The following is a 15,934-nucleotide window of genomic DNA, read 5'->3' on the forward strand; positions in this document are numbered from 1 at the left end:
CGGGCTAAGGTCACGGCTCATGGAGCCGGTACTCACCCACAATCGGGTGCTGACGGTACCTAACGTGCTGAGCGCCATCCGCCTGGCGCTGATTCCGGTGTTCGTCTACGTCATGCTCATTGCCCACATCCATGGCTGGGCTGTGGCGATCTTGGTGTTCAGCGGTGCGTCCGATTGGGCGGACGGCAAGATCGCCCGGCTGCTCAACCAGTCGTCGCGGCTGGGCGTGCTGCTGGACCCGGCAGTCGACCGGCTTTACATGGTGACCGTACCCATCGTGTTGGCGCTGAGCGGGACCGTGCCGTGGTGGTTTGTGCTCACGCTACTGGCGCGCGACGCCGCGCTGGCTGCGACGCTGCCACTGCTGTGGAGCCGCGGCCTGTCGGCCCTGCCGGTCACCTACATTGGCAAGGCGGCGACTTTTGCCCTGATGGCCGGCTTTCCGATACTGCTCTTAGGACAGTGGGACGCGTTATGGAGCCGCGTCCTCGGCGCCTGCGGCTGGGCGTTTCTGATCTGGGGTATGTATGCCTACCTGTGGGCGTTTGTGCTGTACGTGGTGCAGATGACGATGGTGGTTCGGCGGATGCCCAAGGTCAAGCACCGGACGCATCAGCCGGTCGCGCGAAAAGCGGGCGGCCATGGCCGAGGTTGACCGAGCGCTCGGCGGTTATGATCCCAACGCCGGCTACAGCGCTCATGCGGCGACGCGGCCCAAGCGCATCCCGATACCGTCACTGCTTCGCGCGCTGCTGTCCGAACATCTCGACCCCGGCTACGCCGCGGCAGCCGCCAAACGGGATGGCTCCGTCGCACCCAAAGACGGTCGTGCCCGCGCTTTCGGCTGGCTGTGGCAAGCATTGGCCGCGACACTGGTCGCCGCGGTATTCGCGGCCGCGGTGGCGCAGGCCCGCTCCGTGGCACCCGGGGTGCGCGCGGCCCAGCAACTGCTTGTCGCAAATGTGCGGTCAACCCAGGCCGCTGCTTTTAGGTTGGCGCAGCAGCGCAGCGTGCTCTCGGCGAAGGTCGACGACGTGCAACGGCTGGCGCTGGCCGACGACGCTGAGGGGCAGCGACTGCTCACCCGTCTGGATGCCCTCGGCCTGGCTGCGGCCAGCACACCGGTTATCGGTCCGGGGTTGACGGTGACCGTGACCGATCCGGGAGCGGGGCCGAATCTCTCCGATGCCTCCAAACAGCGGGTCAGCGGCAGCCAGCAAATCATCCTCGACCGCGACCTGCAGCTGGTGGTCAACTCGTTGTGGGCCAGTGGCGCGGAGGCAATCTCGGTCGACGGCGCCCGGATCGGGCCGAATGTCACCATCCGCCAGGCCGGTGGAGCGATCCTCGTTGACAACAATCCCACCAGCAGCCCCTACACCATCCTCGCGGTTGGACCACCGCATGCGATGCAAGATGTCTTCGACCGCAGTCCCGGTCTGCACCGGCTCCGGCTGCTGGAGGTCTCCTACGGCGTCGGCGTGAGCGTCAACGCCTCCGACGGTCTGGCGCTGCCGGCGGGCGCTGTCCGGGACGTCAAGTTCGCCAAACAGATTGGGCCCTAGTGAGAAGAACTTTGGTGAAAGTGGTTGCCGCGGGACCGACGTGGACGGGACTGCGACGGGCATGATCGGTATCGCGGCCCTTGCCCTTGGCATCGTGCTGGGATTGGTTTTCCACCCCAGCGTGCCCGAGGTGATCCAGCCGTACCTGCCGATCGCAGTGGTCGCCGCGCTCGACGCGGTGTTCGGCGGGTTGCGCGCCTACCTCGAGCGGATCTTCGATCCGAAGGTCTTCGTGGTGTCGTTCGTGTTCAACGTCCTGGTGGCCGCATTGATCGTCTATGTGGGTGATCAATTGGGCGTTGGCACGCAATTGTCCACGGCGATCATCGTCGTACTGGGAATCCGCATCTTCGGCAATACCGCCGCGCTGCGCCGGCGGCTGTTCGGAGCCTGACGAAGATGAGGTCAGCGTGAGCCAGGGCCCTCCCGACAGCACCGGCGACCAAAGCCGCTGCGCACCAACCCAGCACGACCACTCCAAAGCCGAGCGCAACGCCCACGAAGCGGCCCGGCGCGGCCGTCACGAACTGCCCGCCGACCGTCCTCGCCCCGAGATCGGGCCGGTGCGCCGGACGGGACTGTCCGCGATGCTGCGGGGTAGCCGTTCCCGAATGCTGTTCGGCGCGTTGGCAATCTTGCTGTGCCTGGTGCTCGGGGTCGCGATCGTCACTCAGGTCCGCCAGACCGAGTCCGGTGATTCGCTGGACACGGCTCGCCCCGCGGATCTGTTGGTGCTGCTCGATTCTTTGCGGCAGCGTGAGGCTACGCTCAACACCGAGGTGGCCGACCTGCAGAACACCCTCAACGCATTGCAGGCCTCCGGCAACAACGACCAAGCCGCCATCGAAAGCGCGCAGGCCAGACTGGCGGCGCTGTCGATCCTGGTGGGCGCGGTGGGCGCCACCGGACCCGGGGTCACGGTGCACATCGAAGATCCCGGTCCCGGAGTGGCCCCGGACGCAATGCTCGACGTGATCAACGAGTTGCGTGCTGCTGGAGCGGAGGCGATCCAGATCAGCGACGCACACGAGTCGGTGCGGGTCGGAGTCGACACCTGGGTGGTCGGTTCCCCGGGCGCGCTGACCATCGACACCAAAGCGTTGTCCCCGCCCTATTCGGTTCTGGCGATTGGCGATCCACCGACGCTGGCCGCGGCGATGAACATCCCCGGTGGTGCGGTGGACAGCATCAAACGCGTCGGCGGACGGATGTCGGTGCAACAGGCAGACCGGGTGGATGTGACCGCCTTGCGACAACCGAAACCGCACCAATACGCTCAGCCCGTCAAATAACCCCCCGACCAGAACAGGATTACCGTGAGCGATATCCCGTCCGATCTGCACTACACCGCCGAGCACGAGTGGGTGCGCCGCACCACCGACGCCACCGTGCGGATCGGGATCACCGATTTCGCGCAGTCCGCGCTGGGCGACGTCGTCTTCGTTCAATTGCCGGCGGTGGGCGATGAGGTGACCGCGGGGGAATCCTTCGGCGAGGTGGAATCGACGAAATCGGTGTCGGACCTGTACGCGCCGGTATCCGGCAAGGTCGCTGCGATCAACAGCGATCTGGAAGGCACACCCCAACTGGTGAACTCGGACCCGTACGGCGACGGCTGGCTGCTGGACCTTCAGGTCGAAAGCCCCGCCGCCGTGGACGCAGCCTTGGCGGCCCTGCTCGACGCCGAGGCCTACCGCGGCACCATAACCGAATGACGGTTGCTAAGGTCCGTGCCGGCGGGTGCGCCCACGGCGCGGACCGTGCGATGGGCCTCAGCGAAGGCTTCGGCGAAGGCTTCGGCGAAGGCTAGGAGAAGGCGCGGTGTCGGGCTTACGATCCTGCAGTGGTGAGCACGTCGCCGCCCCAAGGCCGACGCAGGCGGGGTACGGTCGAGACATCAGCGTCAGACGCCGTTGGCAGGCACGTGAAGCAGTACGAGAAGCAGTACCAGAAGCGGTAAAGGTAATACAGGCGGTAAACGCGAGGGAGGCACCGGCCGATCGGTCCGGTCGAACAACGCCACAGCGGCCAGTGAGGAGCAGCGGGTGACGGACATGGACGCAGAACGAGAGCAGGACCAGACATCTGACGAAGTCACCGTGGAGACCACCTCAGTCTTCCGCGCCGACTTCCTCAGCGAACTGGACGCTCCCGCACAGGCGGGAACCGAGAGCGCCGTATCTGGAGTGGAAGGCCTTCCGGCGGGCTCGGCGTTGCTGGTCGTCAAGCGTGGACCCAATGCAGGGTCGCGCTTTCTGCTCGATCAGCCCATCACATCCGCCGGTCGGCATCCCGACAGCGACATCTTTCTCGACGATGTCACGGTGAGTCGTCGCCATGCCGAATTCCGGTTGGAAGGCAACGAGTTCAGCGTCGTCGACGTCGGCAGCCTGAACGGCACGTATGTCAACCGTGAGCCGGTGGACTCGGCTGTGCTGGCAAACGGCGACGAGGTTCAGATCGGCAAATTCCGCCTGGTTTTCTTGACCGGACCCAAGCAAGGTGACGACGACGGGGGCGCCGGAAGCCGGTGAGCGCACCGGATAGCCCCGCCCTGGCCGGGATGTCGATCGGCGCAGTCTTGGAGCTGCTGCGACCGGATTTTCCCGATGTCACGATCTCCAAGATTCGGTTTTTGGAGGCCGAGGGGCTGGTGACGCCGCAGCGCGCCGCATCGGGTTACCGGAGGTTCACCGCGTACGACTGTGCGCGGCTGCGCTTTATCCTCACGGCTCAGCGGGATCATTACCTGCCGCTGAAGGTGATTAGGGCGCAGTTGGACGCTCAGCCCGACGGTGAGCTGCCACCCTTCGGATCCCCTTATGGCATACCGCGATTGGTCCCGGTAAGCGGCGACGGCACCGCCAGTAGGGGGTCTGACGCGGCGGCGGTGTCGCCGACCCGCATTCGACTCAGCCGCGAAGACCTCCTGCACCGCTCCGGGGTCGACGACGACCTGCTGACCGCTCTCCTGAAAGCCGGAGTGATCAAAACCGGACCGGGCGGCTTCTTCGATGAGCACACGGTCGTCATCCTGCAATGTGCGCGCGCACTCGCCGACTACGGTGTGGAGCCCAGGCACCTGCGCGCATTTCGCTCCGCGGCCGATCGTCAGTCCGACCTGATCGCCCAGATCGCCGGCCCGTTGGTCAAGGCGGACAAGGCCGGAGCCCGTGACCGCGCCGACGACTTGGCCCGAGAGGTCGCAGCGCTCGCGATTACTTTGCACACCTCGTTGATCAAGTCCGCGGTACGCGACGTTCTGCATCGCTGAGGATTAGACTTTCCTCGACAGCGTGTATTCGACGACGCGGCAAGGAGCGTACTCACCGCGTCGCCGCGCTGAACGGAAACGGCGGCATGGCGGAGGGCAGACACAGATGGGTGAAGTTCGCGTTGTCGGCATTCGCGTCGAGCAACCGCAAAACCAGCCGGTGCTGTTACTGCGCGAGGCCGACGGTGACCGCTATCTGCCGATCTGGATCGGTCAGTCGGAGGCGGCCGCCATTGCGCTCGAGCAGCAAGGCGTCGAGCCTCCCCGACCGCTGACGCATGACCTGATCCGGGATGTCATTGCTGCACTTGGGCATTCGCTCAAGGAGGTGCGCATCGTCGACCTGCACGAAGGCACGTTTTACGCGGATCTGATCTTCGACCGCGATATCAAGGTGTCGGCTCGTCCCTCCGACTCGGTGGCGATCGCGCTGCGCGTCGGAGTTCCGATCTACGTCGAGGAGGCCGTGCTGGCCCAGGCCGGGTTGCTGATCCCCGACGAGAGCGACGAAGAAGCCGGTAGCGCGGTCCGCGAGGACGAGGTTGAGAAGTTCAAGGAATTCCTCGACAGCGTGTCACCCGACGATTTCAAGGCCACCTAGCTTGTCGACAACGCGCGCACCCGTGGGCGTGGCCGGCCACTCACCGGCGCACAGGCGACACCCACACCCGCGGCGGAGACCGTCGGGCAATGCAACCTGACCCGGCGGCATACACAGCCGTGAGCACCTCGTGGTCGAGTCGGCTACATCACGGATGCGTCTCATCTCACGTGATGCGAACTCGACACGCCTGCCGGATGGCGCCCTGAGGGTCAGACAACAGCGATACTTTGATGACGACTTGATGATCAACTGGCGCACCGAAACAGTCCAACAGCGTATGCTCACAAGCACTCGGACCTGAGCACACATGGTTGCCGAGGCAGCCAATGACGCAGCTAGTGACAAGAGCGCGATCGGCGAGAGGAAGCACCGTGAGCGAACGGCCACGTCAAGAACAGCTCGATCTTGCAGACCACGCGACTACCGCGACCCACGGTGCTCACGGTGCTCATGGCGGCGCGACCGAACCCGTTCAGCCGGGGCTGTTTCCCGACGATTCGGTGCCCGATGAGCTGGTCGGCTACCGCGGACCGAGTGCCTGTCAAATCGCCGGCATCACCTACCGCCAACTCGACTATTGGGCACGCACGTCGCTGGTTGTCCCCTCGATCCGCAGTGCGGCAGGATCGGGAAGCCAGCGGCTCTACTCGTTTAAGGACATTCTGGTTCTCAAGATCGTCAAGCGGTTGCTCGATACCGGCATCTCGCTGCACAACATCCGGGTTGCCGTCGACCACCTGCGCCAGCGTGGTGTCCAGGACCTGGCCAACATCACCTTGTTCTCCGACGGCACGACGGTGTATGAATGCACCTCCGCAGAGGAAGTCGTCGACCTTCTCCAGGGCGGCCAGGGTGTGTTCGGTATCGCCGTTTCGGGCGCGATGCGGGAGCTGACCGGCGTCATCGCCGAATTTCACGGTGAGCGCGCCGACGGCGGTGAATCCATCGCCGCCCCGGAAGACGAGCTGGCTTCGCGCCGCAAGCAGCGCGATCGCAAGATCGGCTAACACGGGCCGGGTATGCGCCGTCGCGGCGGTGATCGGCGAGCCGAGTAAACTGGTTTCCGCATCGCTCTCGCGCGGGAGAGTTCCGTGGCCGCCAGCTACGGACGCCGAAGGAGCAACACCTCTCCGTCAACCTCTCAGGCACCCGGACCGCGCCGGACAACGATGCCTCTGGAAAGCGGTGACGACCCACGCGGGTCCTCACCCGCCGATGGGGAAAGGTGCCCGCAGCCCTGGCACCGAATCTCTCAGGCGCCTGGTGCACGGGTGAAGACAGAGGGAGAGGGCCGCTAGTCCCTTGCCCTTCAGGAGTTCACCGTGCCCGACCATTCAACGTTCGCAGACCGCCATATCGGGCTGGACCACGACGCCGTCGCAACGATGCTGGCGGTCATCGGTGTCGACACGCTCGACGACGTAGCATCCAAAGCGGTTCCCGCCGGCATCCTCGATGCCCTCACCGACGGCGGTGCCGCACCGGGCCTGGACCGGCTGCCGCCGCCCGCCAGCGAGGCGGAGGCGTTGGCCGAGCTGCGGGCACTGGCCGACGCCAATACCGTCGCGGTATCGATGATCGGGCAGGGCTACTACGACACGTTCACCCCGCCCGTGCTGCTACGCAACATCATGGAGAACCCGGCCTGGTATACGGCCTACACGCCCTACCAACCCGAGATCAGTCAGGGGCGCCTGGAAGCGCTGCTCAATTTCCAGACGATGATCACCGACCTCACCGGCCTCGAGATCGCCAACGCGTCGATGCTCGACGAGGGCACCGCTGCCGCCGAAGCCATGACGCTGATGCACCGCGCCACCCGCAGCCGGTCGAACCGGCTGGCCGTCGACGTCGATGTGTTCAGTCAGACCGCCGCCGTACTCGCCACCCGCGCCAAGCCGTTGGGCATCGAGATCGTCACCGCCGATCTGCGTAATGGTCTTCCAGAGGGGGAGTTGTTCGGCGTTATCGCCCAGCTGCCCGGGGCCAGCGGCCGGATCACCGACTGGACCGCTCTGGTGCAGCAGGCCCACGACCGTGGCGCGCTGGTGGCCATCGGCGCCGACCTGTTGGCGCTGACGCTGATCACCCCGCCCGGTGAGATCGGCGCCGACGTCGCGTTCGGAACCACCCAACGTTTCGGGGTGCCAATGGGGTTCGGCGGTCCGCATGCGGGATATCTGTCCGTGCACGCCAAGCATGCCCGGCAGTTGCCCGGACGCCTGGTGGGGGTGTCCGTCGACGATGACGGTAATCCGGCCTATCGGCTGGCGCTGCAAACCCGCGAGCAGCATATCCGCCGCGACAAGGCGACTAGCAATATCTGCACCGCGCAGGTGCTGCTGGCGGTGATGGCCGCGATGTACGCCAGCTACCACGGCGCCGCGGGGCTGACCGCGATCGCGCGGCGGGTGCATGCTCATGCCGCAACCATCGCCGCTGCCCTCGGCGATGCGCTGGTGCACGACCGGTTTTTCGACACCGTGCTGGCGCGAGTGCCCGGGCGCGCCGACCAGGTGCTGGCCGCGGCCAAGGCCAACGGCATCAACGTGTGGCGGGTCGACGCCGACCAGGTGTCGGTGGCCTGCGACGAAACCACCACCGACGAGCATGTGGCTGCGGTGCTGCAGGCCTTCGGGGTGGAGCCTGCCGAGCCGATGTGCGCGGGGATCGCCAACCGCACCTCGGCGTTCCTGACGCACTCGGCGTTCATGCAATACCACACCGAAACCGCGATGATGCGCTACCTGCGCACGCTGGCGGACAAGGATATCGCCTTGGACCGCAGCATGATTCCGCTCGGCTCCTGCACGATGAAGCTCAATGCCGCCGCGGAGATGGAGTCGATCACCTGGCCGGAGTTCGGGCGCCAGCATCCCTTTGCGCCGGCGTCGGACACGCCCGGGTTGCGCCGGCTGATCGGCGACCTGGAGCGTTGGCTGGTGGCGATCACCGGCTACGACGCCGTCTCGCTGCAGCCCAACGCGGGTTCGCAGGGGGAGTACGCCGGTTTGCTGGCGATCCATGACTACCACGCCAGCCGCGGTGAGTCGCACCGTGACATCTGCCTGATCCCGTCCAGCGCGCACGGCACCAACGCCGCCTCGGCCGCGCTGGCCGGAATGAAGGTGGTGGTTGTGGGCTGTCATGACAACGGTGACGTCGACCTCGACGATCTGCGCGCCAAGGTCAGCGACCATGCGGACCGGTTGTCGGCGTTGATGATCACCTACCCGTCCACGCACGGCGTCTACGAGCACGACATCGCCGAGATCTGCGCGGCGGTGCACGACGCCGGCGGCCAGGTGTATGTCGACGGGGCGAATCTCAACGCGCTGGTCGGCCTGGCCCGGCCGGGCAAGTTCGGTGGTGACGTCAGCCATCTGAACCTGCACAAGACGTTCTGCATTCCGCACGGCGGCGGCGGCCCGGGAGTCGGGCCGGTCGCGGTGCGCTCGCATCTGGCCCCGTTCCTGCCGGGCCACCCGTTCGCACCTGAATTGCCACCGGGACACCCGGTATCGTCGGCGCCCTACGGCTCGGCGTCGATCCTGCCGATCACCTGGGCCTACATCCGAATGATGGGCGCGGACGGTCTGCGGGCGGCATCGCTGAACGCGATCGCGTCGGCCAACTACATCGCTCGGCGCCTCGACGAGTATTTCCCGGTGCTCTACACCGGCGAGAACGGCATGGTCGCTCACGAGTGCATCCTGGACCTGCGCGCCATCACCAAGACAACCGGAGTCACGGTCGACGACGTCGCAAAGCGGTTGGCGGACTACGGTTTCCACGCGCCGACAATGAGCTTCCCGGTGGCCGGAACGCTGATGGTGGAACCGACCGAGAGTGAGAGCCTGGCCGAGGTCGACGCATTCTGCGAAGCCATGATCAGCATCCGTGCCGAGATCGACCGAGTCGGGGCCGGCCAGTGGCCGGTGGACGACAATCCATTGCGGGGTGCGCCGCATACCGCCGAGTGCCTGCTGGTGGCCGACTGGGACCACCCGTACACCCGCGAGGAGGCCGCCTATCCACTGGGCGCCGGGTTCCGGCCCAAGGTCTGGCCGCCGGTGCGCCGCATCGACGGTGCCTACGGCGACCGCAACCTGGTCTGCTCGTGCCCTCCGGTGGAGGCGTTTGCCTAACTCGAGTTGAGGTCTCAGCCGAAGCGCTCGATGATCGCGGCGGCGATCTCCTGCGGCGCGTCTTCTTGAATGAAGTGCTTAGCATTGGGCAACTCGACAAGGACATGATCGGGGAATGTGGCGCGCATCCGCGGCAGGCATGGGCCGGGCCGGAATGCGAAATCTTTCATACCCCAAACGAATAGCGCGGGTTTGCCGCCGAGTTTGACCGGCACGTCGCGGGCCAGCCGCGCCAGCAACGGGTGGGCGGCCAGGATTTCCTTGGGCATCCTCGCCACCCCCGGCCGGTCCGCGGGGCTGGCCTGCACGGCCCGGTAGTGCTCCATCACCGCAGGGCTGGGGCGGTGCTCGGTCCCGGCCGGAATCAACCGCTCCACAAAGAAATTGCGCTGCACGATCGCATACTGCAACGGCGGGCTGGACATCACCCTGCTGAACACCTTCATCGTCAGCGTGTCCGCCGGCCAGAACCAGGTGTTGCCCAACACGACTCCGCGGACCCGCTCGGCGCGGTCCACCGATACCGCCATACCGATGGGACCACCCCAGTCCTGACCCATGGTGAGGTAACCGTCGAGACCAAGGTGGTCGACGAATTCACCGACCACCCGCGCGTGGTCGTCGATCCGGTAGCCGAACGCCGCGGGGCGCTCCGACAGGCCGAATCCGAGATAATCCGGTGCGATACAACGGAACCGGTCCCGCAGGGCCACGATGATATTGCGGTACAGGAAGCTCCAGGTCGGGTTCCCGTGGCACAGCAGGATTGGTGGCCCCTCTCCCTCGTCGACGTAGTGCACCCGCCCGTGCGAGCTGTCGAACCAGCGCGACTGGAACGGATACAACTGGGGATCGGGGGTGAAAACCGGGTTGAAATACGGGCTCATTACGCTCCTTTTGTCGCTCACGATGGTATGTCGGAGGAGTGACATCACCGAGTGTTCGAGCCTGGCGTGACGGCGGTCGCTGGCTGCACACCGCCACAGGCAAGGTGTTCGTCCGATCAGGGCCGGGCAACGCGCCTACCGTGTTGCTGTTGCACGGCTATCCGTCCAGTTCCTTCGACTTTCGGGGGGTCATTGCGCACCTGGCTGGTCAGGCGTGGGTGACCATGGATTTTCTCGGTTTCGGTCTGTCCGACAAGCCTCGCCCGCACCGCTACAGCCTGCTGGAGCAGGCCGATCTGGTGCAGGCCGTGGTTGGCCGAACCACCACCGGCCCGGTGGTGGTGCTGGCGCACGACATGGGCACGTCGGTGACCACCGAACTGCTCGCCCGGGACCTGGACGGGCGCCTGCCGTTCGATCTGCGCCGCGCAGTGCTGAGCAACGGCAGCGTGATCCTGGAACGGGCCAGCCTGCGGCCGATCCAGAAGGTGCTGCGCGGCCCGCTGGGGCCGGTTGCGGCCCGCCTGGTCACCCGCGGCGCCTTCCAACGCAGTTTTGGCAGGTTGTTTTCCGCCGGGCACCCGCTGTCGGAAGAGGAAGCCGAGGCCCAGTGGGAGCTACTGTCCTACCACGACGGCCATCGGATACCTCACCTGCTGATCAGCTATCTCGAAGAGCGGGTGCGGTATGCGCAGCGTTGGCACGGCGCCGTACGCGACTGGCCCAAGCCGCTGGGGTTTGTCTGGGGGCTCGCCGATCCGGTGGCGACGACCAACGTGCTCAACGGATTACGGGACCTGCGCCCGCACGCCGCCGCCGTCGAACTGCCCGGCTTGGGCCACTATCCGCAGCTGGAGGATCCCCGGGCATATGCCGGGGCGGCGCTGTCGTTGCTGGTGGACTCAGCCTAGAAAGATGCTGAGTGCGGTCGCGAGGTCGGGGCCGGCCGACGTCGCCAGGTTCTGGTAGCTGCCACCACTGAGCTGCGCGACGGCTTCCCAGGTTGACCGGTCCGGGTCGGCGCCGAAATCGATGATGTTGACGGCGATGGGTTTGGCCGGGTCGGCGCTGGTGCGAATGAAGTCCTGCAGTCCCGGCCCGTCGAGGGTTTGGTCGGTGTGCGGCCCCCCAGTGATCACCAGGATCGAATTGGCTTGTCCGGCACGGAAGTTGGCCTGCACCTCTTGGTAGATCATCCGCAGCGTGGTGAACGACACCGCGCCGCCGCCCGACGAGTACTGCTTGTCCAGCGCGGCGGCCAGTGCCGCCGAGCGGGGCTGGCCGTTGACGGGGCCGGCCAGCGGTCCGGTCGGCACCTCGCTGCGACCCTCGTGGCCGTCGAACGTCCACAAGCCGATCACCGCGCTGGGCGGTAGCGTCTTCAGTCGGCTTTGAAGCGCCGCGACGACGTTGGCCAGACGCGTCTTGCCGCCATCGTCGGTGGGCATCGACTGGTCAAGCATGATGGTCGCCGCTACACCGATCGACGGTGTGGCCATGGTGTCGGCCAGGGTGGCGCGCATCCCGTCGTCACCGATCGACAGCGGGGCGGGCAGCGCCGTGAAACTGGTGACCGGGCTGCTCGGCGGCTTGACGCCGTTGACCCGGAAGCCGGCTTTGGCCAGCTTCGCCAGTTGCTCGGGCTTATGCACGTAGCGGGCGAAGGCGCTGGCCGCCGTGGTCTGCTCCTGCGACAGCCAGGAGCCGTTGAGCAGTACCGCCGGGTAGTCGGCGACCGCAACCGGCCCGGGCGGCAGCCAGGAGCTCAAAATCTTCTTCGCGTCCGACAGTGACTGAGCACGCTGGAACAACTGCTGCTCGGTGGTGACCACTGCGTGCACCGGCGCCGCCGCTGCGTCGCCGGATTTGACCAGCGTGTTCATCGCCTCGGTCAAGGACTCGTCGGCCAGCTTGGGCTGGGCGGCCATCAACGTGCGCACTGCGCCGCTTCCGGCGGTCGGCGGTGCTCCCGGCGGTGCCGATGCGACCGCGATCGCCTCGCCGGCCAGGAATGCGGCATCCCCGTTGCCGGCGACGGGCATAGCCAGACGCAGCGAACCCCAGGACGGCAGGTTCAACGCGGCCATCGAGTTCGGATTGGCCTGCAGCTGCGGTAGTGCTGCCCAGTTCTGGCTTGACAGCGGCTGCTGTAGCTCGGGGCGGATCGCGAGCAGCACTGGCGAGGTCGCCAGTGAACGGCTGTCGCTGATGGTCTGCTTACCGGTGGCCGCGGACAGGCGCGCCGCAGAGACGGAGCTGCCGGGGATCCACAGGCCGGGCTGGCCACCCAGTTCCGATGGCCATTTGCCGATGAAACCAGCGATGACGGCATCGGAATCGGCGGCCTTGACGGCCACCGTCACGCACTTGTCCCCGACCGGGCCGGCCGAGGCGTTGTAGCTGTCGGCGAACTCCTTGACCCGCTCGGCGATCGTCGGGTCGGCGATGACGGCGACGGTGTCCTTGCCGCCCACACAGCGCGCTGCGGCGGTGCGGGAGCGGTGGTACAACGCGTCACCGAAGAAGCGCCACACAATCACCCCGGCGACCACCACGACGACCGCGACGAGGGCCACGATCACGCCGATGCTGACTCCGCGCCATCCGTCGGCGCTGCGGTGGCCGCCCTGCCAGTTGCCCAGCCCTCGGTGGCCGGCGGTGCGCAATGGTGGTGGGGGAGCCGCCGCCGATTCGGGACTCGGCGGCTCCTCACCCGCCGGACCCGAACCAAAGTCGGGATATTCATCTGCGCCGTGGGCCGAATAATCGTCGACATGGTCATCCGCGCCGGGGTATGGAGCCTGTCCGGATAGGCCACCTTCGTCCCAGTATGCGTGGCCGTAGCCGCCTGGCGGTTCGACGGCCGACGGCTCGGCCGACCCGGGATATCCGACGTCTGAATGCCTGCCACCACCGGGCTGATCGGCTATCTGGTCGCCCCGTTCTTGCTGCTCCGCGGCGTATTCGTCAGGCGGTTGGTCAGCGGAATCCTCTGGGTCGGGCAAACTGTGCCTACCCATGTGGTGTCAGCGTCCTCTCCGTCGAAGATTGCCCAGAGTTCGACCAGGAATGAGCCAGCGACTGTTTCCAGTGGGTGCTGATGGTCACCCGCGCTGCGCCTTGAGTTCCCGACGACGGCGATGCAGGATCGGCTCGGTGTAACCGTTGGGCTGCTGCGCCCCGGACAGGATCAGGTCCTGAGCGGCCAAAAACGCGATGCTGTCATCGAAATCCGGCGCCATCGGGTGGTACCCGGGATCGCCGGCGTTCTGCTTGTCCACCAACGGCGCCATCCGCTCCAGGCTGGCCCGCACGTCTTCGCTGGTGATCACGCCATGTCGCAACCAGTTGGCCAGCAGCTGGCTGGAGATCCGCAGGGTGGCGCGGTCCTCCATGAGCGCCACGTTGTGGATGTCGGGCACCTTCGAACAGCCCACGCCCTGGTCGATCCAGCGCACCACGTAGCCGAGGATGGACTGGCAGTTGTTGTCGAGTTCCTCGCGGATCTCCTCGGGCGCCCAGGCCAGCTCCTTGGCCAGTGGAATGGTCAGCAGCTGATCGATGGTGGTACGGGTCTTGCCCTGCAGTTCCTTCTGCACGGCGAACACATCCACGTGGTGGTAGTGCATCGCATGCAGGGTGGCCGCCGTCGGGGAGGGCACCCACGCGGTGGTGGCGCCGGCCTTGGGCTGGGCGATCTTCTGCTCGACCATGTCGGCCATCAGCTCGGTCATCGCCCACATGCCCTTGCCGATCTGAGCCTTGCCGGTAAAGCCGGCGGCCAGCCCGATGTCGACGTTGGCGTCCTCGTATGCCTTGATCCAGGTGGTGTTCTTCATCGCACCCTTGCGGATCATCGGACCGGCTTCCATCGACGTGTGAATCTCGTCGCCGGTGCGATCCAGGAACCCGGTGTTGATGAAGACGACACGGTCGGCTGCGGCCTTGATACATGCCTTGAGGTTGACGGTGGTGCGGCGTTCTTCGTCCATGATGCCGACCTTCATGGTGCCCTGCGGCAACCCCAGCACGTCTTCCACGCGGCTGAACAGCTCGCAGGTGAAGGCCACCTCGGCCGGCCCGTGCATCTTGGGCTTGACGATGTAGATGGAGCCGGTTCGGCTATTGGTCAAGGGGCCGTTAGCCTCGCCGGCCCGCAGCCCATGGATTGCGATCAGGCCGGTGAGCAAGGCATCCATGATGCCCTCGAACACCTCTTTCTCGTCGCCCTTCTTGTCACCATGGCCGTCGGTGACAACGATCGCGTCGTTGGTCATCAGGTGACCGACATTCCGGACGAACAGCAGGCTGCGGCCGGGCAGGGTGAGCTCGCCGCCGTCGGGTGTGGTGTAAGTGCGGTCCTGGTTGAGGATCCGGGTGAAGGTCTTGCCGTCCTTGGTGACCTCCTCGGCCAGGTCACCCTTATTCAGGCCGAGCCAGTTGCGGTACCCGAGCACTTTGTCGTCCGCATCGACGGCGGCTACCGAATCCTCGAAGTCCATGATCGTGGTCACCGCCGATTCCAGGACCACGTCCTTGACGCCCGCGCGGTCGGTGGCGCCAATCGGCGACTCCGGGTCGATCAGGATCTCGATATGCAATCCGTGGTTGACCAGCAGCACCGAAGTCGGGGCCTCGGCCGCGCCGGTATACCCGGCGAACTGGCCGGCGTCGGCCAGGCCTGACGACGAGTCACCCAGGGAAACCACCAGGTGGCCGTCTTCCACCGTGAAGCCCGTGGCATCGGCGTAAGTGCCCCCGGACAGCGGCACGCTGTCGTCGAGGAACTTGCGTGCGTAGGCGATCACCTTGTCGCCGCGAACCTTGTTGTAGCTGGTGCCCTTTTCGGCCCCGTCGCCTTCCGGGATGACGTCGGTGCCGTACAACGCGTCGTACAGCGAGCCCCAGCGGGCGTTGGCCGCATTCAGCGCGAAGCGCGCGTTGAGTATGGGCACCACCAGTTGCGGGCCGGCGGTTCTGGTGATCTCGTCGTCAACCCCCGAGGTGGTGATGGTGAAATCCTCGGGTTCGGGCAGCAGATATCCGATGTCGGTGAGGAATTGCCGGTAAGCCTCGGGGTCCAGCGGCTCGATCACCCGATGCCGATGCCACTTGTCGATCTGGGCCTGCAGATCATCTCTGATCTTGAGCAATTCCTGGTTCTGCGGGGTGAGGTCGGTGATCACTTTGTCGACGCCGGCCCAGAAGCTGTCCGGGTCCAGTCCGGTGCCGGGCAGGGCCTCGTTGTTCACGAAGTCATAGAGCACTCGAGCGACGCGCAGGTTCCCCGCCGGCACGCGGTCTGTCATGGTTCTCCTCCAAAATTGGCCGGTACTCGGCGGTATTCGCCGGTACTTGGGCCCCACTGGCTTCTCACTGGCTACGGCCCTCAGCCTACCGATCGGTAGCCTGACGAGCCTATCGGGCCAACCGCAAGGGCAGGTCACGGCGCGCCC

The 15,934-nt window shown here is 66.1% G+C and carries 14 protein-coding genes and 2 riboswitches; of the genes, 11 read left to right on the top strand and 3 right to left on the bottom strand.

Features of this window, described 5'->3' with window-relative positions; genetic code table 11:
• The first annotated feature begins 19 nt into the window (after positions 1 to 19).
• From BST40_RS06855 to gcvP, 10 genes are all read left to right on the top strand, one after another.
• Positions 20 to 655 carry a CDP-alcohol phosphatidyltransferase family protein gene (locus BST40_RS06855; protein WP_075546612.1) on the top strand — a complete coding sequence of 212 codons (636 nt, stop codon included), beginning with the start codon at positions 20 to 22 and terminating at the stop codon, positions 653 to 655.
• Complete coding sequence (locus tag BST40_RS06860) at positions 642 to 1,565, top strand: DUF881 domain-containing protein (RefSeq protein WP_075546611.1); 924 nt, start codon at positions 642 to 644, stop codon at positions 1,563 to 1,565. Before BST40_RS06855 ends, BST40_RS06860 begins: the two co-directional genes overlap by 14 nt.
• Positions 1,566 to 1,626: 61 nt before the next feature.
• Complete coding sequence (locus BST40_RS06865) at positions 1,627 to 1,959, top strand: small basic family protein (RefSeq protein WP_023364046.1); 333 nt, start codon at positions 1,627 to 1,629, stop codon at positions 1,957 to 1,959.
• Between the two features lie 16 nt (positions 1,960 to 1,975).
• Entirely contained in the window at positions 1,976 to 2,857 is an 882-nt protein-coding gene (locus BST40_RS06870; protein ID WP_075546610.1) for a DUF881 domain-containing protein, read from the top strand.
• A 24-nt stretch (positions 2,858 to 2,881) separates the two neighbouring features.
• Positions 2,882 to 3,280: a glycine cleavage system protein GcvH gene (gene gcvH, locus BST40_RS06875; RefSeq protein ID WP_075546609.1), complete on the top strand. Its 399-nt coding sequence runs from the start codon at positions 2,882 to 2,884 to the stop codon at positions 3,278 to 3,280.
• Between the two features lie 339 nt (positions 3,281 to 3,619).
• Positions 3,620 to 4,099: a glycogen accumulation regulator GarA gene (gene garA / locus BST40_RS06880; RefSeq protein ID WP_371687230.1), complete on the top strand. Its 480-nt coding sequence runs from the start codon at positions 3,620 to 3,622 to the stop codon at positions 4,097 to 4,099.
• The gene (gene ftsR / locus BST40_RS06885; RefSeq protein WP_075546607.1) at positions 4,096 to 4,839 is read left to right on the top strand and encodes a transcriptional regulator FtsR; all 744 of its coding nucleotides are present in this window, start codon (positions 4,096 to 4,098) and stop codon (positions 4,837 to 4,839) included. The genes garA and ftsR overlap by 4 nt, the downstream gene beginning before the upstream one ends.
• Positions 4,840 to 4,945: 106 nt before the next feature.
• Positions 4,946 to 5,440 carry a bifunctional nuclease family protein gene (locus BST40_RS06890; protein ID WP_075511557.1) on the top strand — a complete coding sequence of 165 codons (495 nt, stop codon included), beginning with the start codon at positions 4,946 to 4,948 and terminating at the stop codon, positions 5,438 to 5,440.
• Positions 5,441 to 5,814: 374 nt separating this feature from the next.
• Positions 5,815 to 6,450 carry a MerR family transcriptional regulator gene (locus tag BST40_RS06895; protein ID WP_075546606.1) on the top strand — a complete coding sequence of 212 codons (636 nt, stop codon included), beginning with the start codon at positions 5,815 to 5,817 and terminating at the stop codon, positions 6,448 to 6,450.
• 62 nt (positions 6,451 to 6,512) lie between these two features.
• Positions 6,513 to 6,610: riboswitch (glycine riboswitch) on the top strand.
• A riboswitch (glycine riboswitch) is annotated at positions 6,611 to 6,734 on the top strand.
• A gap of 31 nt (positions 6,735 to 6,765) precedes the next feature.
• Positions 6,766 to 9,591 (top strand): aminomethyl-transferring glycine dehydrogenase, encoded by a 2,826-nt coding sequence (gcvP, locus tag BST40_RS06900; protein WP_075546605.1) that lies wholly within the window; start codon positions 6,766 to 6,768, stop codon positions 9,589 to 9,591.
• Between the two features lie 14 nt (positions 9,592 to 9,605).
• Here gcvP and BST40_RS06905 read toward each other — a convergent pair whose 3' ends face one another.
• Complete coding sequence (locus BST40_RS06905; RefSeq protein WP_075546604.1) at positions 9,606 to 10,478, bottom strand: haloalkane dehalogenase; 873 nt, start codon at positions 10,476 to 10,478, stop codon at positions 9,606 to 9,608.
• A gap of 38 nt (positions 10,479 to 10,516) precedes the next feature.
• Here BST40_RS06905 and BST40_RS06910 point away from each other — a divergent pair, with 38 nt between their 5' ends.
• Positions 10,517 to 11,389 carry an alpha/beta fold hydrolase gene (locus BST40_RS06910; protein WP_082275355.1) on the top strand — a complete coding sequence of 291 codons (873 nt, stop codon included), beginning with the start codon at positions 10,517 to 10,519 and terminating at the stop codon, positions 11,387 to 11,389.
• Here the strand turns inward: BST40_RS06910 and BST40_RS06915 are convergent.
• Together BST40_RS06915 and BST40_RS06920 are read right to left on the bottom strand one after the other, a co-directional pair.
• Positions 11,381 to 13,498, bottom strand: coding sequence for a substrate-binding domain-containing protein (locus tag BST40_RS06915; RefSeq protein ID WP_075546603.1), 2,118 nt, complete (start codon positions 13,496 to 13,498; stop codon positions 11,381 to 11,383). The two genes, BST40_RS06910 and BST40_RS06915, sit on opposite strands and share 9 nt — an antisense overlap.
• 84 nt (positions 13,499 to 13,582) lie before the next feature.
• Positions 13,583 to 15,787, bottom strand: coding sequence for a malate synthase G (locus tag BST40_RS06920; RefSeq protein ID WP_075546602.1), 2,205 nt, complete (start codon positions 15,785 to 15,787; stop codon positions 13,583 to 13,585).
• Positions 15,788 to 15,934 lie beyond the last annotated feature (147 nt).

This window comes from Mycobacterium persicum, from assembly GCF_002086675.1.
Taxonomy (GTDB): Bacteria; Actinomycetota; Actinomycetes; order Mycobacteriales; family Mycobacteriaceae; genus Mycobacterium; species Mycobacterium persicum.